This window comes from Fructilactobacillus sp. X2R1C3 (genome assembly GCF_059901425.1).
This window is the reverse complement of the sequence record NZ_JBWXUW010000003.1, coordinates 93,467-113,366: the sequence shown is the minus strand read 5'-3', so window position 1 is coordinate 113,366 and position 19,900 is coordinate 93,467. Positions and strand designations below refer to the sequence as shown.

Below are 19,900 nucleotides of genomic sequence, written 5' to 3'. Positions count from 1 at the left end.
ATTCCCATGTGCGGAATCGTTGGAGTTACAGGCAATAAGAATGCGACATCCATTTTAGTTAATGGATTAGAAAAATTACAATATCGAGGATATGATTCAGCCGGAATCTTTGTGGAGGGACAAGACCACAAAGATTATTTAGTGAAAACGACTGGAAGTATCGATGATTTAAAGAAAAAGATTGGACCAGAAGTACAGGGAACTGCCGGAATCGGGCACACTCGTTGGGCTACTCACGGTGGGGTAAACATTGAGAATGCTCATCCACAATTCTCAGATGACAACCGGTTTTATCTGGTTCACAATGGTGTGATCGAAAACTATGAACAACTGAAGAAAGAATACTTGTCAGACGTGAAGTTTCATAGTCAAACTGACACCGAAGTGGCGGTCCAATTGGTTGATAAGTTTGTGACTGAAGATAAGATGAGCACTAAAGATGCCTTCATTAAGATGCTTTCACTCCTTAAGAATTCTTCATATGCTTTCATTTTAATGGATAAAGAAGATCCCAACACTCTGTATGCGGCTAAAAACAAGAGTCCAATGTTGATTGGGTTATGTGACGGATTTAATGTGGTTTGTTCCGATTCAATTGCCATGTTAGACGTTACCGATACCTTTCTTGAGGTGGTTGATGGTGATGTTGCGATCGTAAAGCCTGATAAGGTCACCATCCTGGATGAAGACCGCAAGCCAGCAGAGCGTCATCAGTTCAAGGTAACCATTGATCCAAGTGCGTCTGATAAAGGAACTTATCCTTACTACATGCTTAAAGAGATTGATGAACAACCGAATGTCATGAGAAAATTAGTTAAAGAGTACTTTGATGCAGATGGAAACATGAACGTTGGTTGTGGTGTAATGGATACCATCCTTGATTCAGATCGAATCTATATTGTTGGTGCTGGTACCAGCTACCATGCTGGATTGGTCGGTAAAGATTTGATGGAAAAGTACACTGGAATTCCAACCGAAGTGCACGTCTCATCCGAGTTTGCTTACGAAGATCCATTGCTTTCTAAGAAACCATTCTTTATCTTTTTGACTCAAAGTGGGGAAACCGCCGATAGTCGGGAAGTCTTAGTGAACGTTAATAAGCATCATTTCCCTAGTTTAACCATTACCAATGTTGCTAACTCAACCTTGTCACGTGAAGCAACTTACACGATGTTGCTTAATGCTGGTCCAGAAATTTCGGTGGCCTCAACCAAAGCATATACGGCTCAAATCGCTCTTCAAGCTATTTTAGCTAAAGCCGTTGGTATGCGAGGAAATCGTCAGGTCGCAAAAGACTTTGATTTAGCGCGACAATTGGGTCTGGTTGCTACTGGGATGCAGTCAATTGTTGAAGAAAAAGATAAGATTGATGAAATTGCTAAGAAATATTTCGTTGATGCTAAACAAGCCTTTTACATCGGACGTGGTGTTGATTACACCGTTTCTCTTGAAGCAGCCTTGAAACTCAAGGAAATTTCTTACGTTCATGCTGAAGGCTTCGCTTCTGGTGAACTTAAACACGGAACGATTGCTTTGATTGAAAAGGGGACTCCAGTGATTGGTATTATCACCCAAAAGAAGACTGCTGGATTGACTCGTAGTAACTTAGAAGAAACGGCGGCACGTGGTGCTAGTGCTTTGACAATTGTACGACAGAGTCTGGCTCAAGATGGTGATACGTTTGTGATTCCAGACGTTGATGAGTTGCTTACGCCACTGCTTAGTGTCATTCCAGCTCAATTAATTGCTTATTACACTAGTTTAAACAAGGGATTGAACGTGGACCGTCCAAGAAATCTTGCTAAAAGTGTTACAGTTGAATAGTTTTTAAAAAGCTACCATGAATGGTGGCTTTTTTTATAAATAATTTTATCAGTGAATCGTTGAATACTGAACTTTCTTTACATTTTTGTGATTTTCTCGTATGATTTTATTATCGTGTCAGTTGTAATTTTGAATTTAGGAAGTAAACCATGACTGAAAAAAATTATAAAATTAAAGTACAAGATGTCACCAAAGAGTATGACATGTTCAAGACTCAATCTGACAAGTTAAAGTCGTTTTTCTCATTATCAAGAAAAAATAAAACCCCACATTTTTGGTCTTTGATGGGGATTTCATTTACCGTTCAGCCTGGTGAAGCACTAGGAATCATTGGTGTAAATGGTTCAGGAAAGTCGACCATTTCTAACATTATTTCTGGCATCATTCCTCAAACAACTGGTCTAGTTGACGTTCGTGGGGACACCTCGATCGTGGCAATTAACGCTGGCTTGAGAAAGAATTTGACTGGTCGTGAAAATATCCGCATGAAGTCATTAATGCAGGGTCTTACGAACCGCCAAATTGATGATATGATGGACGATATCATTGCATTTGCGGATATTGGTGATTTTGTTGATCAACCAGTAAAAGACTATTCTAGTGGTATGAGGTCACGACTTGGCTTTGCCATTGCCGTTCACATTAAGCCCGACATTTTGATTATTGATGAGGCTTTATCCGTTGGTGATGATACTTTCTACCAAAAATGTGTTGATAAGATTGATGAATTCAAAGAAGAGGGTAAAACCATTATCTTTGTATCTCATTCACTAAAGCAGGTGCGCTTGTTGTGTGATCGAGTTGCCTGGATTAACTACGGAAAGCTACGTAAGATTGGTCCGATGGAAGAAGTCGTTTCCGAATATCAGAAGTTCATCAAGTGGTTTAAATCATTAGGCAAAAAAGAGAAGAAACAATTCCAGAAAAAAGAAAAGACCATACAGAAGAATTTTGATATTGATAAATATCAAAAAGAAATTACTAATGAGTATGCTGAAGATCATCCGAATGATCCTAATCCAGCACGAACCATTCATAAGCGGTTCTATAGTGAAGTTATTCAAGAAAAGATGCCGTTGACCGCTAAGATTATGACGTGGGCGGTTTTCTTTGCCATGATTTTCTTTTGCTTGGTAAATGTGTCTGGTCATCCAACGATGGCGGTCGTTAGACATCCAAGTTACATCATTCACCCAAGTAAAAAGATGAGGTACCAGAAGAAAAATGGTAAATCAGTGATGGTCACCAAACATGAATACAAACAACTTGAGAAACACGCTTGGGGACAACGTTAAAAATTTTGCTATTATTCAAAGTGAATAATGGCATTTTTATTTAGGAGGAAGACTTAAATGGCAATGAAAAGTCATGAAACATTTACGTTGATTGAGGAAATTACACGATTAGATGGTTCAAAATACCTTGAAATCAGCAACATGGTGCAGAACGGACGAGCTGAGCTTGCTGCGGAACGAAAAATGATTAAACAGGTTCGGATCCTTCAACTAAATATTCCTCATTCCGTTCATGTCATTAATTACGAAAACTACATTAACCAGAATTATGAGATGCCAAAGGAAAACTTTGATCACTTTGAAGAGTGGAAACGAACCCCAGCAATGGATCATGAGGTCCAGATGATTTTAAAAGAGAATCATATCGGTTAAATTGACTGGCTAATCTTTTTGTGAATTAAATCATTAATATTTGTTATCACTAACCACTAAGTATGGCATAATGAGAATGAACAATATTTGGAGGTGTTAATGATGACTGAAAAATTTTTAATTGGAACTTATACCCAAAAAACCAGTAAGGGCGTTTATCAAATTGAATTAAACACAGACAAGAAACAGTTGGAAAATGCTCAGCTAATTGCGCAAATTAGCTGTCCGACCTATGTTGCTGAGTCTGATGACCATAAAATCTATGCGATTGATCGTAATCAAGATGAATCGGAAACCCGTGGTGGGATTGCTGTTTTTGATGGCAGTACCATGCCAGCTAAATTAATGCAAGAGGACATCGAAGTGGGTCCTTCACCTGCCTACATTACTGTAGACGAAGGACGTCAGATGGTCTATACGGCAAACTATCATACTGGTAATGTTATTGCGTACCACATTGAAAGTGACGGGACCGTCAAGGAATCACAACGAATCCATGACGATGGAATGACGGGTCCACTACCAGAGCAACAAAGTGGTCCTCATCCTCACTATGCCGATTTGACTCCTGATGATCGCTTAGTAATTTGTGACCTAGGATTGGATCGGGTTTATCTGTATGACGTCTCTGACGCAGGTGAGATTACCCCCGTTAGTGAAGTTCAGTTGGCGCCTGGATTTGGTCCAAGACACATTGCTTTTGCTGAATCAACGGGGAAAGCTTATTTAATTGGTGAACTAAGTAGTAAGATTGCAGTTCTTGATTATAACGAGGAAGCCGGTATCTTTACCGTCCAACAAGTTGTTAAGACCATTCCCAATGATTACAAGGATGCCAATGGTGGAGCTGCGATTCGAATAACTGACGACGAGAAGTTTGTGTATGTTTCTAATCGTGGCAATGATTCGATTGCTGTTTTTAAGGTCCTAGATGATGGCGATTTAGAACGAATTCAAGTAATTTCAACTGAAGGAGAGTTTCCTCGTGATTTTAACTTTAATGCAGATCAATCCTTTTTAATTGCTGTAAATCAAAACACTAATAACGCAACCTTGTACGAGCGAAATCATGAGAATGGTGAGTTGTCAGTCATTCAAAAGGATTTTGCGGTACCAGAAGGAACCTGTGTTGCTCCTCGAAAATAGTTAATTTAATTAAAAGTTAATGCTTTTATAGCGTTAACTTTTTTCATTCCCTTAACAAATTGATATAATTAATTTAAACAGGTGGGGTGAGATTTTGATTAAATTAATTGTGACGGATATGAACAAAACCTTTTTAAACGAAGCTAATCGATATGATGAGATTAAGTTTTTAAAAACGTTTCAAAAGATGAAACACCAAAACGTTAATTTTGCCGTTGCTAGTGGTGGGCCGAACGATAAAATACAAAGCCTGTTTGTTGATTATCGGGACCAAATGGATTTTATTTCTCAAAATGGTTCAGTCATTTATCGTGGCAGTGATTTAGTTCATGCCGAATCTTTGAATGACGATCAAATTAAACAGACGCTAAAGATGCTTTACGATGATTTTGGTCCTGACATTGTCGGGGTTAACGTATCTGGGCTTAAGCACACTTATGTAGATAAAAGGCTGCCCGAAAAAATGTATCAGTTGATGAAGCAATACTACAGTAATACGGTCCGTTTGAATAATTTGGCTAACATCACCAGTGAGAACACTGATGATCAATTAGTTAAAGTTGGTGTGACGTTTAAGCAAGGTGCAAACGTGATGCGAAAAGTTCATGAAATGCGGCAGATGCTTCCAGATAATCTTGAGAGTTTAAACTCTGGGTTTAATACTGATCTGATTGGTGTTAAAGGAGTTGATAAGGCAACCGGTGTCCGTTATCTAATGAAAAAGTATGACGCAAATCCTGAGGAAGTCGTTACATTTGGAGATAACGAGAATGACTTAGGGATGTTGGATTTAACTCCGAATAGTTATGCTATGAAAAATGGCATTCGGGAAGCCAAGGATGTCGCTGGTCACGTTACCGAGTTTGATAATAACGACGATGGAGTTTTAAGGACAATTGATACCATTTTAGATAATCAGTAGTTTTATTTAGTGGACATAATGACAGTATATACGTGGGGCGATTAAAATGGATAACGAAGAATTAAATAACATTGTTGAAGGACGTTTGGATAAGTATTTTGAAAAATATCCAAGTACACCTGATGTTGAGATGTACAAAATTGAATTAAAGCGTTCGATTGTCAAAGATGCATTAGCTAAAATCTCAGATGAAGTTACAATTAACGATGCGATCAACCAGGCTTTCTCTGATTTTGGTGACATTGATCACGCTATTAATCAGGTTGTTTTTAAAAGTCACGGAATTAATGATTAACATTGATTAGTCAGAAGTGACTTTTTTTATTAGGATACATATGATAGTATATTCATATGAACAATAATACATATGTGAGGAGATAAAGTATGCCTGCTAAAATTAATTCCCAAAAATTAGAAGAAGCTCATGAATTGTTCAAAATTTTGAGCAATCCAATTCGAATTCAGATGTTAGTGCTGCTTGAAAGTCATTCCTTAAACGTTGGTGAAATCAGTGATGAGTTAGGGCTGGAACAATCGGCAACCTCTCATCAGTTGGCAACGCTTAAAAAACATCAACTAGTAAGTAGTGAACGGATGGGCAAGTCAATTTATTATCGTTTGGATGATCCACACATTATGGATATTGTAAACGAAGGATTAGCTCATTCTGATCACGTGGTTAGGGGAGTCAAACATGGAAGTTAGAAACGTTGTTAAATATGGAATTTTAGTTGAATTGGTCGCCATTGCGTGGATGGTAGTGGAATTTACAGTCGGATTGAAAGCTGGAATTGATGCCCACTCGGTCGTATTAATTGCTTTTGGACTTGATAGTTTAATGGAAATCGTCGCCGGAATCGTGTTGTTAGTACGGCTGGGAATCCAGTTTAAGAGTAATTATAAAATCGATATTAATCGACTGGATGACATTACCACAAGGATTGTTAGCGTTATTTTACTGCTTCTATGTGTTTATATTCTATTCACCTCAGGATATAACTTATTTCATCATGAAGACGCTGATTCCAGTCTAACGGGCATGATTATTTCAATTCTGTCACTCGTAATCATGCCGATGATTGCCTATGCTAAGTATTGGATTGGAAAGGTAATTGGTTCGAACGCTTTAATTCAGGATGCCATGTGTAGTGTGACGTGCGCCTATCTCGCCGGAACAGTCCTTATTGGAGTTTTGCTTAACTATTTTTTCCATATTTGGTGGATCGATTCAGTAGCCGCAATTCTAATTGTTTTCATTATTGGTAAGGAGGCTTTAGAATGTTTTGTAGAGAGCTAAATCTTGACAAGGATTATTAGAGATTTATAATAATAGTTGTATAAAGTTTAGTTGTACAAAACTAAAAGGTGAGGTGTCAAGTATGAGTGAAAACAATTATCAATTTGATGTATTGTATTTAGGAAGTGGACACGGTGCCTTTAACGGTGCTATTCCATTGGCCTTAAAGGGTAAAAAAGCTGGTATTATTGAAGTTGGCAAAATTGGTGGAACATGTCCTAACCGTGGATGTAACGCTAAAATCGCTTTAGACTTCCCAGTTAAGATGAAAAAAGACGTTGATAACTTCCAAGGACACGGCTTAGATGGAACTACTAAGATCAACTGGGCCGATAACGTTAAGCATGAAAAAGAGGTTATCAGTCAATTACCTGGCGGGATCGAACAAGGTCTAAAGAGTGTTGGTATTGATGTTATCCATGGATATGGGAAGATTGTTGATGCTCACACCATCGACGTTGACGGTACCAAGTACACCGCTGATAAGCTTGTTGTAGCAACTGGTGCTCACTACCACAAGATTGATATTCCTGGTGCTGATTTGGCATATGACGGAACTGATTTCTTGAACTTAGAAAAACAACCAGAACACATGACCGTTATCGGTGGAGGATACATTGCTATTGAATTTGCTACCATCGCAGCAAATGCTGGCACTAAGGTTACCATCCTATTGCACCATGACAAGGCTTTAAGAAAGTTCTATCAACCATTTGTTGAGTCATTACTTAAGGATCTTGAGGGTCAAGGAGTTCAAATCATTCGAAACGTTGATCCTGAATCAATCGAAAAGTCGGGTGATGGTTTTGTAGTTAAGACTAACAAAGACGACATCGATTCCGATTGGGTTCTTGACGCAACTGGACGTGATCCAAACGTTGAAGGATTCGGTCTTAAAGAAGTTGGCGTTGATTACGATAAGAACGGAATCAAAGTTGACGATCATCTTCAAACTTCAGTTGACAGCATTTACGCTGCCGGAGATGTTCTTGATAAACAAGTTGGTAAGTTAACTCCAACTGCCATTTTTGAGTCAATGTACCTCACTAAGTTATTCACTGGTGCAACTACTGATCCGATCAAGTATCCAGCTGTTCCAAGTGCGGTCTTCTCATCACCACGAATTGCTGAAATCGGTGTTAGCGTCGATGAAGCTAAGGCTAACCCTGATAAGTATGATGTTAAAGAATCAGACCTTGCTACTGATTGGTTCAGATTTGCAATGCAAGAGAACAAGGGTAAGACCATTTCAATTACCGACAAACAAGGTTACCTAGTAGGTGCTACCGAAATCAGTTCTGAAGCTGATAACGTTATTAGTACCCTGGCACCATTTGTTGAGTATCACATCTCACCAGAAAAGATGAGCGAATTGATTCCATTGTTCCCAACACTTGGTTCTGAGACTTTGAATCATCTATAAAATTAAAAATATGTAAAATAAAAAGTTCGCCAAATGGCGAACTTTTTTTGTATCTAATTTTATTTAAGAAATTTCGGTTTTCTGAAATCAGGATCTGGGTAAGTGTAAAAGCCCTTGCCTGATTCAAGCCCGATGTTACCTTGATCAATCATATCCTTGAAGTTTTCAGAAGCCTTTTTAACTTCAGGATTAGTTGACATCTTAGTGATATCATACATGGTTTTCATTCCGATGATGTCCATAATAGCGAAAGGACCGAGTGGGGCACCAGTCCCAATCATCCATGCTTTATCGATCGTTTCAGGATCAGAAACACCGTTGTTCCAGAGGACTAAAGCATCTGATAGGAAGGGCACCAATAGTGAATTTAAGAGGTAGCCAGGTTGTTCTTTGTTGACCAGGATAGGAACCATCCCGATCTCACGGGAGAACTGTTCCATTGCTTTAGGAAGGTCCTTATTTGTCTTAGATTGTGACATGATTTCAGCAGTATTGTTTTTCCAGATTGAATTGGCAAAGTGATAGCCAAGGTACTTATCTGGACGACCAGTTGCATCAGCAAATTGTGATGGAAGTAGCGTCGAAGTATTAGTAACGATGGTGGTATCTGGATCTGCCAGTTCACTGAATTTCTTGTAAAAGTCGTTTTTTACATCTGGATCTTCAGAAAGAGCCTCGATAACTAAGTCAGCTCCCTTAAGAGCCGCCTTTAAGTCAGTTGTGTAATGGAGATGTTCCTCCGCATTTTTGACCTGTTCATCGGTAGCTCCAATGTCTCTTTTTACTGCTTTTTCCCAACGAGCAACCCGAGCTTTGGCGCGATCGAGTGAGCCATCTGAACGGCCCCAAATAGTAGTGTTTTTTCCGTGAAAAGCCGACATGAAAGCAATTTGTGAGCCTAAGGTGCCTCCACCGACAATGACAACGTTATTGAATGTCATGGTGATTTCCTCCTATATTTTTACTTATTACCCACTTCTATTTTATGCTAGTGAAAGCGCTTAAGCAACCTTATTTATCTGTTGTAAATGACAATGGTTGCAAGCTAGAGTAAATTAGTTAAAATATTAACTAAATTATTAATGGAGGTCAAAAGTGATGAGTGATATTAGAAGGGTAACGATTGATGATGTTGGTGCTTTACAAGCCATTAGTCGAGAAACGTTTGCCGATACGTTTGGCACTGAAAATAAACCTGAAAATTTAAATCAATACTTGGATAATGCTTACGATCCGGAAAAATTGAAGAATGAAATTTCTGATCCCAATTCTCAATTTTATTTTGCCTACATTGATGGAAAATTAGCTGGTTATCTAAAACTAAACGTTGATGATGCTCAATCCGAAGAAATGGGTCCGCGTCTCTTAGAAGTGGAACGAATTTACTTGAAAAAAGAGTTTAAACGTCATGGTCTAGGGACCGAATTGATTAATTTGGCGGTTAAAGAGGCACAGAAAAAAGGGAAAGAAAAGATTTGGCTTGGCGTGTGGGAACATAATGATGCTGGATTGAAATTTTATCAAAAAATGGGATTTAAGCCAGTTGGTGATCATGTATTTCAACTTGGCAAGAGTGCGCAGCGTGATTTGATAATGGAAAAGCCAATTAGTGTTAACATTAAGTAAGTAGTTAATAATCTTAATTGGGAAAGTTGGTTCTTTCGTTGTTATTTAATGGCATTTTTCTTTTAATTGCTAGCATCATTGCCGGAACGTTGAGTAGTGTCGTTGGCATGGCAAGTGTGATTCTTTATCCGGCACTTTTGTTTGTTGGATTACCACCAATTATGGCAAACGTCACGATTACGGTGGGAATTATTTTTAGCGGAACGAGTGCCGTCTTGTCATCGAGACGAGAGCTTAAGGGACAGGGCTCGGTCACTCTCCACGTTATGCTATTTGCGGTCATTGGTGCGGTTATTGGATCAATTATCCTGTTACATAGTTCCAATAAGAGCTTTCAAGATGTAGCTCCCTTTGTCATCTTACTGTCTGGGGTTTTAATGTTAATTCCAAAGCGGCAGTCAACGTTTGCTTCTGAAAGCATTTCAAAAACAGCGAGTGCAATTGCCGCGATTGCCATTGTGATTGTCGGGATTTACGTTGGCTATTTTGGTGCCGGAGGCGGAGTGTTAATGGCTGCCATTTTGATTCGAATTATCGATGCACCATACGCCATTTGCAATGCGGTCCGAAATGTGACGACTTTAACCATGAACGCAGTATCAGCTGCCATCTTTATTTTCACGACACCGATTAGTTGGAGTGCTTTAGTGGTGCTTGCCATTGGGTTGTTTATTGGTGGGTACATTGGTCCCATTATCGTGAGAGTAATTCCGTCAGCTGTAATGAAATACACGGTTGCGATTGGTGCGATTATCCTGGCTGCTTTCTTAGCATATCAGGCATATTTTTAAAAAAGATGTAGGGAAAATATTATGTGGAATTTAATTTTTTTAGTGGTTGCAGGAGTTGTTAGCGGAGTGCTTGAAAGTACGGTTGGACTGGCCAGCTTGGTCGCTTATCCGGCGATGCTACTGGCAGGATTTGCACCGATTGTTGCAAATGTCACCAATACGGTTGGCTTTGCTTTTAGTGATTCAAGCGCCATTTTAGCGTCTCAAAAAGAACTTAAAGGACAAAGCAAGGTCATCTTTAAGGTCACCATTTGTGCTGGGATCGGGACCATTATTGGTTCACTTATCCTCCTTAATAGTTCAAATAAGAGTTTTGAAAACGTTGCTCCAATCATCATTATGATTTCGGGAATTTTGATGTTGCTGCCAAAGAGTCAAAAACAATTATCTGAGACGCATATGACCGTGTGGGGGAAAATAATTACGGCCATTGCACTTCTTTTTGTTGGGATGTATTTAGGTTATTTTGGTGCTGGTGGAGGGGTCATGTTGATTGCGATTTTACTTCGAGCCGTCAATCAACCCTATGCCGTTTGTAACGCAATTCGAAATTTTGTTTCGTTAATTTTGAACTGGATCTCGGCCATCATATTCATGTTTACGATGCCAATCAATTGGGTGGCTTTAATTGCCATCACGATTGGTTTACTTGTGGGTGGATACATTGGACCGTCAGTCGTACGTCATATTCCATCCAATATTATGAAGTATGGAGTTGGGATTGGTGCCATTGTATTAGCGATTTGTTTGGGAATTAAGACTTATTAGTAAAACAAGGAGAAAGTGGAAGTTTGATTTTAAAGTATTTCTTATTGATTGTTGCTGGGATTTTAAGTGGAATTATGGGAACCGCTGTGGGACTCGCTAGTGTTGTTTCATATCCAGCAATGTTAGCTGCCGGTCTATCACCAATCGTTGCTAGTGTGACTAACATCGTTGGTTTTGCGTTTAGTAACATGAGCGCAGTGGCTTCATCTCAAAGAGAATTAAAGGGTCAAGGTAAAACCATTTTAAAAGTGGTTATTTTTGCCGGAATCGGATCCGCACTTGGTTCTTTAATCCTTCTTCATAGTTCCAACAAGAGCTTTGCGGATATCGCACCAGTTGTCATCATGTTGTCTGGAATTTTGATCATGCTACCGAAGAGTCAAAGGCAGTTAACGAAAACCCATTTGGGCTTATGGGGTAAGACCATTACCGCCATCGCACTGACGTTGGTTGGAATATACTTAGGTTATTTTGGTGCTGGTGGTGGAATTCTGATCATGGCAATTTTAATGCGAGCTTTAAATGAGTCATATGCCGTGGATAATGCCATTCGAAATGTGATGTCACTAGTGATGAATTGGATCTCGGCTTTGATCTTTATTTTTACAATTCAGATTAATTGGCCGGTTCTGATTACTTTAACGATTGGATTGATTATTGGTGGATACATTGGGCCAGCAATCGTACGTCTCATCCCATCCAATATCATGAAGTATGGGGTTGGAATCTTAGCGGTTTTATTGGCCATTTATTTAGGAATTAAAACTTATTAATGCTGTTGCAACCAGCCTGTGATTATGGTATTTTTAAATCAAATAAGATATGGCAATAAAAAAGACGAGTACCATTAATTTCTTTTATAGCGAGTCGAAGCTGGTGAGAGTTCGATAAAGAGTTAGTGGGAAAAACACCTTGAGTTTTGAAGCTTGAACGAAGTAGGGCTAACGGTTGCAATCCGTTATCATTGTGTGAGTTGGTTTATGTTACATAAACAATATGGGTGGTACCGCGATGACCTCGTCCCTTTTTCGGATGAGGTCTTTTTTATTGTCTAAAAAGGAGTTGTTAAGTATGAAAGAGCAAAACGTTTTAGCAAAAGATTTGTACACTAAGAAACACGATTTTGGTGATGAATCAGTAGTTTTAGAAGGATGGATTCGGACCATTCGTAATTCCAAAAAGATTGCTTTTATCGAAGTCAACGACGGTTCATACATTAAGAATGTTCAAGTGATCGTCAAGAGTGATCTCGATAACTTTGATGACGTCATCAAACTGCCGATTAGTTCAACTCTGAAGGTGGTTGGCAAACTCGTTGACACTCCGGATGCCCCGCAGCCATTTGAAATTCATGCGGAGCAAGTTAAGATTGAGGGTGTTTCTGATCTAGATTATCCACTGCAAAAGAAGAAACAATCACTTGAGTACCTTCGTTCTATTGCACATTTACGTCCGCGAACTAATACTTTTTTCGCTGTTTTTAAGATTCGTTCGATGGCAGCCTTTGCGATTCATGAATACATGCAAAAACATGGCTTTGTTTATGTAAACACTCCGATTGTTACTAGTAGTGACACTGAGGGTGCCGGCGAGATGTTCCAGATCACTAGTTTAGATCAAAATGACCTCCCCAAAGATGAGAATGGTAAAGTCGATTACTCAAAGGATTTCTTTGGTCAAGAGACGAACTTAACCGTTAGTGGACAATTACCAGTTGAGGCTTTTGCTCTGGCATTTAGAAACGTATATACTTTTGGGCCAACTTTTAGAGCTGAGAATTCGCATACTAAACGTCACGCTGCTGAGTTTTGGATGATTGAACCAGAGATGGCCTTTGCTGATTTGGATGACATTATTAAAACGTCTGAGGACATGTTAAAGTATGTCATTAATTATTTACTTGAAAATGCTTCAGAGGACCTTCAGTTCTTAAATGACAACGTCGATGACAACTTACTTAAGTTACTTCAAACTACTGTGAACGAGAAGTTTGCGCGGATCACGTATACTGAAGCAATTGATTTGCTTGAAAAAGCCGACGTTGAATTTAAGTACCCAGTTAAGTGGGGAATTGATTTAAAGGCCGAGCACGAACGTTATCTATCCGAAAAAGTGTTTGGTAAACCCGTGTTTGTTACCGATTATCCACGGAATATCAAGGCCTTTTATATGCGTGATAACGATGATGGCAAGACCGTTGCTGCTTCAGATCTTTTGGTCCCAAGAATTGGTGAACTAGTTGGAGGAAGCCAACGTGAAGAGCGTGAGCAAGAACTGGCTGACAAAATGGATGAATTTCATTTATCAAAGGATGAGTACGAGTGGTATCTCGAATTACGGAAATACGGGGGCACCAAGCACTCTGGCTTTGGAATTGGTTTTGAACGATTACTGATGTATGTTACTGGGATGGATAATATTCGTGATGTTATCCCTTATCCAAGAACCCAAGGTAGCATTAAATTTTAGACTAAAATGAGCCCATGAGAAATCATGAGCTTTTTTGTTATCTTTTGTAACAATTCAAATGAAAAAATGATAGTCTATAAATAGCTATTAAATTAGCACAAATCGAAAAGGAGCGCTTTATATGGCAAAAAGTAATGGACTTAGTAGATTAGAAAGATTTTGGTTTATTACCATCATGTTAATTGGTACTTTCACCATGTCGATTAGTCAGTCATCGTTATCGACGGCTTATCCCACATTGATGAAGTACTTTGATATCTCAGCATCAACCGTTCAGTGGCTAACGACTGGTTTTATGATCATCATGTGTATCATGATGCCGATCAGTCCTTGGCTGTTGAACAACATGAGTTTTAAGAAACTCTTTATGGGAGTTTTACTGATGTTCGACCTGGGAACGTTGATTATTTTAATCAGCAATAGTTTTGCGTGGGTTTTGATTGGGAGAGCCTTAGAGGCAATTGCCGTTGGAATTTTGTTTCCATCGTATCAAACTGTTTTACTAAATATCACGCCAGAAGATGATCGAGGAACGATCATGGGAGTTGCTGGACTGGTCATGGGTTCAGCTCTGGCGTGTGGGCCAATCATTTCCGGAATCGTTTTGAAGTTTACCACTTGGCGTGGTTTGTTTGATGTCTTCATTGTGATTATCACTGCTGTATTCTTGATTTCATTCTTTGTGATGAAAGACGTTATGCCAAGAATTAAATCGAAGTTGGATTGGATCTCAATCATCTATTCATTTGGTTTGATTGGAATCTTGTACGTAATTAGTGAAATTGCTAAACCAAACAATAACTATGGAATGCTTTTACTCATCCTGGTTATTAGTATCGTTTTGATTACATTGTTTGTATTCCGTCAGTTCAGAATCAGCAATCCACTTTTGAACTTGAACGTTTTAAAGACCTTTAACTATGATTTAGCGGTGCTTTTGACCGGTTTCTCATACATTTCATTGATTGTAGTTACGATCATTTTCCCACTGTACTATCAACAGGTACTAGGAGTATCACCATTCATTTCCGGGATGGCACTAGTTCCTGGAGCTGTTTTCTTAAGTATCTTGAACCCAATCACGGGTACGATTGTTGATAAAATTGGATTTAAGCCAGTTATGTTAACAGGAATGTTGATGATTGTAGTGGGATGGGCTATCTTAGCCTTCTTCCCAATTTACAATATTTGGGGCATGATGGTTCTGGCAATGCTCATTGAAGGTGGAAATGCCTTTGTCATGATGCCTGCCGTAACCCTTGGGGCCGATTCACTTCCAGAAGATTTGATTTCTTATGGAACGGCTTTAATTACGACGGTTAGACAGGTGCTGGGTTCAACTGGAGTTGCGGTTGCTACGATTGTATTAGTTAGAGCAACTGGATTCTTCAAACTCAGCATGCCAGCAATGCCAGCTCAGGTTAATGGATTCCACATGGTTTACTGGGTTTTCTTGGTAATTGCGGTTATTGGACTACTGTTTGCGGTTATGATTAGAACGCCAAAAAAAGATCAAAAATAAATTAAAAACGTATTTTAGGTGGAAATCAAGTGATTTCCATCTTTTTTTGTTTAATAGGAAATTAAATTCACAAAGTTTTGCTATAATTACTGGAATTAATGGATTTGCAATCGTGATGTAATCATTTGGTATTAATCCCAACCTATCATAGAAGTTGTGGGATGATTGTAAATAAATACACAATAAATTACATAAAGGAGCTGGTAAGATGTTCAAAGGATTAATTCAAAGCATAGTGGTAACAATTGCGGCGTTAGGTTTATTTGGTGTTGTCAGCATGTCCACCAATCAAACACGGGTATCCGCAAGTAAAGTCCATTTTTCAAACGTTAAGCGGGTTGCGACTAGTGAGCTTGGTAAATCATATTCGTACGGTGCAGTTGGACCAGACAGTTTTGATTGTTCTGGCTTTACTCAGTATGTCATGAAAAATGGTGCTAATCGCAATCTTGTAAGAACCGCACAGGCTCAATACGATACTTATAAGCATGTCAGAAAGAGTAAAATTAAAAAGGGTGACTTGGTTTTCTTTGGTTCAAGTAAAAGTGACATTTACCACGTTGGGGTTGCTTTAAACAAACATCAAATGATCGATGCGCAAAATCGTGGAGTGGTGATTGAACCAATTCATGCCCCGTGGTGGCATTTAGTGGGTGTTTCGCGTCCCGTTTCATTTGCTAAGAAAACAGTTCAAAGTCCCGTTAGGTTTTAATGAGCCTAACGGCTTTTTTGACTTCTTTAACTTTGCTGATTACTATGTAGGCAAATGTTGAAGGGAGTGCATTTCAAGTGTTAAGAAAAGACGAGCCATTTTTACCGATTACATCAAGAAAGGAGCTTCGGGACTGGTTTACCGAAAACTGCAAGAGAGAAGATTGTCTGTGGATCCCGGTCAGTATGAGTAAAACGACTGAAGAAAAGATGTTTTATTTGGATATCGTCGAAGAAGCACTGTGTTTTGGCTGGGTTGATGGTTTGCACAAAAGTTCAGATGAGACTGGACTGGCTCAACGTCTTACTCCTCGAAAAGAAAACAGTAATTGGACCGAGCTCAACAAAGAACGCGCTCGAAGACTAATTAAATTGGGTTTAATGACTGACGAAGGCAAACGGGTGTTGCCAGATTTGTCGCCTAAATCGTTTAAGATTATCCAGCCAGTTAAACGAGCTTTAAAACGTGACCCGAAAGTATGGGATAACTTTAACCAGTTTCCCGATTTGTACCAACGAGTTCGCGTTGATGGCGTTCAATCACGCTTGAAATTTAGTAAACCCCAATCATATAAACACCGGTTGCATAGGCTAGTAAAGAAGACGAGAGCCAATGAAATGTATGGTGGTTGGTGTGATGATGGAAGATTGCTGCATTATTAAGTTTGTATCTGGTTCAATTTTTCTAAACATTATTTAGGTTTAACTTTCTTTAACTGTTTTCCTATGCTAAATATAGGGCTTTTATATACAATATAATTAACAGGAGGGATATTATGGCAAGTACGAGCTTCTTTAAAAACTTTTATGTATCAAAAAAAGATAATAAAAATGTCTATAGAGAATTAGAAAAGAATTCGCCAAAAATTAATAATTTTAAAAGTAAGCTAGCTACTAAAGAACAAATTAATTCTCTTAGAGAACTTGCCAAAAAATGAGCGAATGAATAAAAAGAATTATATTTTTGTTCATTTACATGAATTATTTTCCTTCAATGAAAATGACGAATTAGCAGAATTAATTAAACTAAGACTAAATGATCTGTAAAATAATTTAAGCTTAAATACAGTAGAAAAGATGATTTGAGATAATAATAAAAGCGACTATCAATTATTGATAGTCGCTTTTGTGTTTTGTACACATATTATTAGTTTTACATCATGCCCATCTGTTTAAAACATTGAAAAAGCAGTAATATAAAACTATTTAAAATGGAGGCGGCGGGATTTGAACCCGCGTCCGAGCACATTGCCTCCTGAACGTCTACATTCGTAGGCTAATCATTTGAAATTCACTGTACAATCCGCAATTAGTCAATGCTAGCATGCACAGCTAATCTGATTAATCTCTTCATACTACTTCAGATGGGAGCAGTAAGCGTATCCTATTAAAGGTAGGACCTAGGACTGATCCATAGGAAAAATCAGCTAGATCTACGTCAAGCGCTTATTAGGCAGCTACGGCGTAAGAATTGTTATTATTTTTTGCAGTTATAATTAAACTGAGCGATTTGACGCATCGTCGTACGGAATGCAATTCAGGCTCAAACTATACCCGTCGAATCCATAACGCCCCCGACAGACACATTACTACTATACCATGATATCTGCCTAATTTACAGTAATTTAGATCAAGTTAAAATGCTTCAGTCCGTTGACAATTCCGTGGTCGGTATTTTTAGTGGTAATGAATTCACCATGTGGTTTAACGTTTGGAAGTCCATTACCCATTACGACGGGATGATCAACGTAGTCTAACATTGGGATGTCGTTATTGCCGTCTCCGAATGCGTATGTGGTGATTCCAGTTAGTCCAGCAGTATTGATTAATTGTTTGATGCCAGTTGCCTTAGAAACGTCATGAACGACCACATCGATTGAGTAGGGAGAATTACGGTAAAAGGTTAGTACATCTCCGAAGTTTTCCACATAGTCAGTATCCAGATCAGTGTTAGTAACCACCATCATGTTAATGGGATTTTCGTGCCAATATTTTCTTGTAACAATGGTTGGAAGTGGAGCGTGGACGTGTTCAAAGGCCTTAACTGCCAGTTCATCGTGGTTGGTAATGGCACCACGTTTTTGGTTCAATAGAACTAATGTATTATCGTGTTCTTCAACGAAACTATACAATCGATCAATGATTTTGGGATCGATTGTATTAGAAAAGACTTCTTGGTTTCTTAACATCCCAAAATCACCGTTTGCGGCCACTACGGAATCAATCTTGGTTTTCTCTAAGGTATCTCTAATTTCAAAAAGATTCCTTCCGGTTGAGATTACCGGAAGGCCACCGTGTTTTCTGATTTCTTCCATTGCATTTGCGACTTCATCGTTCACCTTTGAATGTTCATCAAACAAGGTTCTGTCCAAGTCAAAAAATACTAAATATTTATACATAATCGAATCTCCTTTGCTTATCATTTTAACATATGACCTACTTTGCAATCCTACTAATTAATCGTGATTACATGTACAATGAGATAAGAAGCGATTTTTAGAGGAGAATAAAATAATATGAAAAAAGTTGAAATAACCGGTAAAGCCGTCAAAAAATTTGAGGGTGGTTACCCACAAATTAGTGAAAAAGATTTAGTTAACGAAGCTGATTTTAGCAATGGCGAAATCGTGGCTTTGATTAAGGGTGATCATTTCGTTGCCAGTGCTTATTTTGGCAAACAAGCCGGCGGAATTGGTTGGATTTTGGACCGTAAGGAAAATCAATCCATTGACGATCATTTCTTTGGTCACATATTTAGTCATGCTTTTAGTAAGCGGATCTTACTTCAAGATGAAGGCATTGATATTCATCGCCAGTTCAACGGACAAGGAGATGGTTTGGCCGGAATTACGATTGACAGCTACGATGGTCAAGACGTGATTATCTGGGAAAATGCTGGAATTTATCAATTACGAAATCAATTGATTCCAATCATTGTTAATCAATTGGGGAGCTACCAGAACTTATACGAATACCAGCAGTTTGAGCATGGTTCTGAGATCAAGTCGATTGAAAACGCTAGTCCCGATCCAGTAGGTTCTGCTAATGTCTTGGAGGGTGAAGTAACGTATCCGATTAGTTTGCAGAACGCGAAAACGACAGGATTAGACATTATTTATCGCGATGTCAGGCAGGATGTTTTTGATCAATCACAGGATAAAGTTGGTCTAAATCTATTTTATGAGGGAACTGGAGTTGCTAGTGCCATGATTGGTGGTGGCAGTGTGAAGACCGTTAACGTTGATGATAGTAATCGTGCTAAATCTCAATTGATTAATGAAATTGATGCTAATGGCTATGTGATTGGTGCTCAAGAAGTAAGAAAAATGAGTGTCTTTGGCTACTTAGATTATGCACAAAAGCACGATTTGAAGTTTGACATAATTACCGTTAACGTACCCGTCTTTGTTAGAGATAAAAAGAATCGGTTTGAAATTAAGCATGACTTGCCAACTCTTGTTAGTGCGGTAAGTCAAGTTGCTAATAAGGATGCGTCCATCTTCTTTACCACGGACACTAGTAAAATGAATTCGAAAAAATTTCGGTCTGAAATCTCAGATGCCTTTGCTGCAAACGGTGTCAACGTTAATTTTGGCAAGACTTATTCTAACCCAAATGATTTTCCGATTGACCCTGACTATGAACGGGAGGGTTCGTTTAAGGGAATCAATGTGCGGATTAAATAAGAACTAATATAATAAAATTAACAGAGCAAAAACATCATTATGCAATTA

21 protein-coding genes, 1 other RNA gene and 1 other annotated feature are annotated in these 19,900 nt (G+C 38.6%); of the genes, 19 read left to right on the top strand and 3 right to left on the bottom strand.

Going from position 1 to position 19,900, the window contains the following annotated elements:
- Positions 1–6: 6 nt before the first annotated feature.
- The 9 genes from glmS to AC6UDD_RS04500 all read left to right on the top strand — a co-directional run bounded on the left by glmS (position 7) and on the right by AC6UDD_RS04500 (position 8,279).
- A complete protein-coding gene (gene glmS / locus AC6UDD_RS04540) occupies positions 7–1,824 on the top strand; it encodes a glutamine--fructose-6-phosphate transaminase (isomerizing) (RefSeq protein WP_500719098.1) in 1,818 nt (605 codons plus the stop codon).
- 149 nt (positions 1,825–1,973) lie between these two features.
- On the top strand, positions 1,974–3,119 hold the full coding sequence (locus AC6UDD_RS04535) for an ABC transporter ATP-binding protein (protein WP_500719096.1): 1,146 nt from the start codon (positions 1,974–1,976) through the stop codon (positions 3,117–3,119).
- Between the two features lie 57 nt (positions 3,120–3,176).
- Positions 3,177–3,491: a hypothetical protein gene (locus tag AC6UDD_RS04530; RefSeq protein WP_500719094.1), complete on the top strand. Its 315-nt coding sequence runs from the start codon at positions 3,177–3,179 to the stop codon at positions 3,489–3,491.
- Positions 3,492–3,593: 102 nt separating this feature from the next.
- Positions 3,594–4,637, top strand: coding sequence for a lactonase family protein (locus AC6UDD_RS04525; RefSeq protein ID WP_500719092.1), 1,044 nt, complete (start codon positions 3,594–3,596; stop codon positions 4,635–4,637).
- Positions 4,638–4,731: 94 nt separating this feature from the next.
- On the top strand, positions 4,732–5,559 hold the full coding sequence (locus AC6UDD_RS04520; RefSeq protein ID WP_500719090.1) for an HAD-IIB family hydrolase: 828 nt from the start codon (positions 4,732–4,734) through the stop codon (positions 5,557–5,559).
- Positions 5,560–5,605: 46 nt separating this feature from the next.
- Entirely contained in the window at positions 5,606–5,854 is a 249-nt protein-coding gene (locus AC6UDD_RS04515; RefSeq protein WP_500719088.1) for a hypothetical protein, read from the top strand.
- Positions 5,855–5,943: 89 nt separating this feature from the next.
- Positions 5,944–6,264, top strand: a complete 321-nt coding sequence (locus tag AC6UDD_RS04510; RefSeq protein WP_500719086.1) for an ArsR/SmtB family transcription factor — start codon at positions 5,944–5,946, stop codon at positions 6,262–6,264.
- Complete coding sequence (locus AC6UDD_RS04505) at positions 6,254–6,856, top strand: cation efflux transmembrane domain-containing protein (RefSeq protein WP_500719084.1); 603 nt, start codon at positions 6,254–6,256, stop codon at positions 6,854–6,856. Before AC6UDD_RS04510 ends, AC6UDD_RS04505 begins: the two co-directional genes overlap by 11 nt.
- An 82-nt stretch (positions 6,857–6,938) precedes the next feature.
- Positions 6,939–8,279, top strand: coding sequence for a dihydrolipoyl dehydrogenase family protein (locus AC6UDD_RS04500; RefSeq protein ID WP_500719082.1), 1,341 nt, complete (start codon positions 6,939–6,941; stop codon positions 8,277–8,279).
- A gap of 59 nt (positions 8,280–8,338) precedes the next feature.
- Here AC6UDD_RS04500 and AC6UDD_RS04495 read toward each other — a convergent pair whose 3' ends face one another.
- Positions 8,339–9,220, bottom strand: a complete 882-nt coding sequence (locus AC6UDD_RS04495; RefSeq protein ID WP_500719080.1) for a 3-hydroxyacyl-CoA dehydrogenase — start codon at positions 9,218–9,220, stop codon at positions 8,339–8,341.
- A gap of 157 nt (positions 9,221–9,377) precedes the next feature.
- Here AC6UDD_RS04495 and AC6UDD_RS04490 point away from each other — a divergent pair, with 157 nt between their 5' ends.
- From AC6UDD_RS04490 to AC6UDD_RS04450, 9 genes are all read left to right on the top strand, one after another.
- Complete coding sequence (locus tag AC6UDD_RS04490; protein ID WP_500719078.1) at positions 9,378–9,905, top strand: GNAT family N-acetyltransferase; 528 nt, start codon at positions 9,378–9,380, stop codon at positions 9,903–9,905.
- 17 nt (positions 9,906–9,922) lie between these two features.
- A complete protein-coding gene (locus AC6UDD_RS04485; RefSeq protein ID WP_500696035.1) occupies positions 9,923–10,696 on the top strand; it encodes a sulfite exporter TauE/SafE family protein in 774 nt (257 codons plus the stop codon).
- A 21-nt stretch (positions 10,697–10,717) separates the two neighbouring features.
- Positions 10,718–11,464 carry a sulfite exporter TauE/SafE family protein gene (locus tag AC6UDD_RS04480; protein WP_500719076.1) on the top strand — a complete coding sequence of 249 codons (747 nt, stop codon included), beginning with the start codon at positions 10,718–10,720 and terminating at the stop codon, positions 11,462–11,464.
- A 23-nt stretch (positions 11,465–11,487) separates the two neighbouring features.
- Positions 11,488–12,237 carry a sulfite exporter TauE/SafE family protein gene (locus AC6UDD_RS04475; RefSeq protein WP_500719074.1) on the top strand — a complete coding sequence of 250 codons (750 nt, stop codon included), beginning with the start codon at positions 11,488–11,490 and terminating at the stop codon, positions 12,235–12,237.
- A gap of 46 nt (positions 12,238–12,283) precedes the next feature.
- Positions 12,284–12,492: a binding site (T-box leader), on the top strand.
- A 43-nt stretch (positions 12,493–12,535) separates the two neighbouring features.
- Positions 12,536–13,933: an asparagine--tRNA ligase gene (asnS, locus tag AC6UDD_RS04470; RefSeq protein ID WP_500719072.1), complete on the top strand. Its 1,398-nt coding sequence runs from the start codon at positions 12,536–12,538 to the stop codon at positions 13,931–13,933.
- 121 nt (positions 13,934–14,054) lie between these two features.
- Positions 14,055–15,455 carry a DHA2 family efflux MFS transporter permease subunit gene (locus AC6UDD_RS04465; RefSeq protein WP_500719070.1) on the top strand — a complete coding sequence of 467 codons (1,401 nt, stop codon included), beginning with the start codon at positions 14,055–14,057 and terminating at the stop codon, positions 15,453–15,455.
- Positions 15,456–15,663: 208 nt separating this feature from the next.
- Positions 15,664–16,167, top strand: a complete 504-nt coding sequence (locus tag AC6UDD_RS04460) for a C40 family peptidase (RefSeq protein ID WP_500719068.1) — start codon at positions 15,664–15,666, stop codon at positions 16,165–16,167.
- A gap of 77 nt (positions 16,168–16,244) precedes the next feature.
- Positions 16,245–16,829, top strand: coding sequence for a YdeI/OmpD-associated family protein (locus AC6UDD_RS04455; protein ID WP_500719066.1), 585 nt, complete (start codon positions 16,245–16,247; stop codon positions 16,827–16,829).
- A gap of 113 nt (positions 16,830–16,942) precedes the next feature.
- Positions 16,943–17,104 carry a hypothetical protein gene (locus AC6UDD_RS04450; RefSeq protein WP_500719063.1) on the top strand — a complete coding sequence of 54 codons (162 nt, stop codon included), beginning with the start codon at positions 16,943–16,945 and terminating at the stop codon, positions 17,102–17,104.
- A gap of 271 nt (positions 17,105–17,375) precedes the next feature.
- Here AC6UDD_RS04450 and ssrA read toward each other — a convergent pair.
- Positions 17,376–17,742, bottom strand: a transfer-messenger RNA (tmRNA) gene (gene ssrA / locus AC6UDD_RS04445).
- A 49-nt stretch (positions 17,743–17,791) separates the two neighbouring features.
- On the bottom strand, positions 17,792–18,565 hold the full coding sequence (locus AC6UDD_RS04440; protein ID WP_500719061.1) for a Cof-type HAD-IIB family hydrolase: 774 nt from the start codon (positions 18,563–18,565) through the stop codon (positions 17,792–17,794).
- A 117-nt stretch (positions 18,566–18,682) separates the two neighbouring features.
- On the opposite strand from AC6UDD_RS04440, the gene AC6UDD_RS04435 reads away from it, so the two are divergent.
- On the top strand, positions 18,683–19,852 hold the full coding sequence (locus AC6UDD_RS04435; protein ID WP_500719059.1) for a class I SAM-dependent rRNA methyltransferase: 1,170 nt from the start codon (positions 18,683–18,685) through the stop codon (positions 19,850–19,852).
- Positions 19,853–19,900: the final 48 nt, after the last annotated feature.

What these genes read in the sequence shown, in the direction of transcription:
- glmS (WP_500719098.1), top strand. Translation starts at nt 7, where the DNA reads ATGTGCGGAATCGTTGGAGTTACAGGCAATAAGAATGCGACATCCATT.
- AC6UDD_RS04535 (WP_500719096.1), top strand. Translation starts at nt 1,974, where the DNA reads ATGACTGAAAAAAATTATAAAATTAAAGTACAAGATGTCACCAAAGAG.
- AC6UDD_RS04530 (WP_500719094.1), top strand. Translation starts at nt 3,177, where the DNA reads ATGGCAATGAAAAGTCATGAAACATTTACGTTGATTGAGGAAATTACA.
- AC6UDD_RS04525 (WP_500719092.1), top strand. Translation starts at nt 3,594, where the DNA reads ATGACTGAAAAATTTTTAATTGGAACTTATACCCAAAAAACCAGTAAG.
- AC6UDD_RS04515 (WP_500719088.1), top strand. Translation starts at nt 5,606, where the DNA reads ATGGATAACGAAGAATTAAATAACATTGTTGAAGGACGTTTGGATAAG.
- AC6UDD_RS04510 (WP_500719086.1), top strand. Translation starts at nt 5,944, where the DNA reads ATGCCTGCTAAAATTAATTCCCAAAAATTAGAAGAAGCTCATGAATTG.
- AC6UDD_RS04505 (WP_500719084.1), top strand. Translation starts at nt 6,254, where the DNA reads ATGGAAGTTAGAAACGTTGTTAAATATGGAATTTTAGTTGAATTGGTC.
- AC6UDD_RS04500 (WP_500719082.1), top strand. Translation starts at nt 6,939, where the DNA reads ATGAGTGAAAACAATTATCAATTTGATGTATTGTATTTAGGAAGTGGA.
- AC6UDD_RS04495 (WP_500719080.1), bottom strand. Translation starts at nt 9,220, where the DNA reads ATGACATTCAATAACGTTGTCATTGTCGGTGGAGGCACCTTAGGCTCA.
- AC6UDD_RS04490 (WP_500719078.1), top strand. Translation starts at nt 9,378, where the DNA reads ATGAGTGATATTAGAAGGGTAACGATTGATGATGTTGGTGCTTTACAA.
- AC6UDD_RS04480 (WP_500719076.1), top strand. Translation starts at nt 10,718, where the DNA reads ATGTGGAATTTAATTTTTTTAGTGGTTGCAGGAGTTGTTAGCGGAGTG.
- asnS (WP_500719072.1), top strand. Translation starts at nt 12,536, where the DNA reads ATGAAAGAGCAAAACGTTTTAGCAAAAGATTTGTACACTAAGAAACAC.
- AC6UDD_RS04465 (WP_500719070.1), top strand. Translation starts at nt 14,055, where the DNA reads ATGGCAAAAAGTAATGGACTTAGTAGATTAGAAAGATTTTGGTTTATT.
- AC6UDD_RS04460 (WP_500719068.1), top strand. Translation starts at nt 15,664, where the DNA reads ATGTTCAAAGGATTAATTCAAAGCATAGTGGTAACAATTGCGGCGTTA.
- AC6UDD_RS04450 (WP_500719063.1), top strand. Translation starts at nt 16,943, where the DNA reads ATGGCAAGTACGAGCTTCTTTAAAAACTTTTATGTATCAAAAAAAGAT.
- AC6UDD_RS04440 (WP_500719061.1), bottom strand. Translation starts at nt 18,565, where the DNA reads ATGTATAAATATTTAGTATTTTTTGACTTGGACAGAACCTTGTTTGAT.
- AC6UDD_RS04435 (WP_500719059.1), top strand. Translation starts at nt 18,683, where the DNA reads ATGAAAAAAGTTGAAATAACCGGTAAAGCCGTCAAAAAATTTGAGGGT.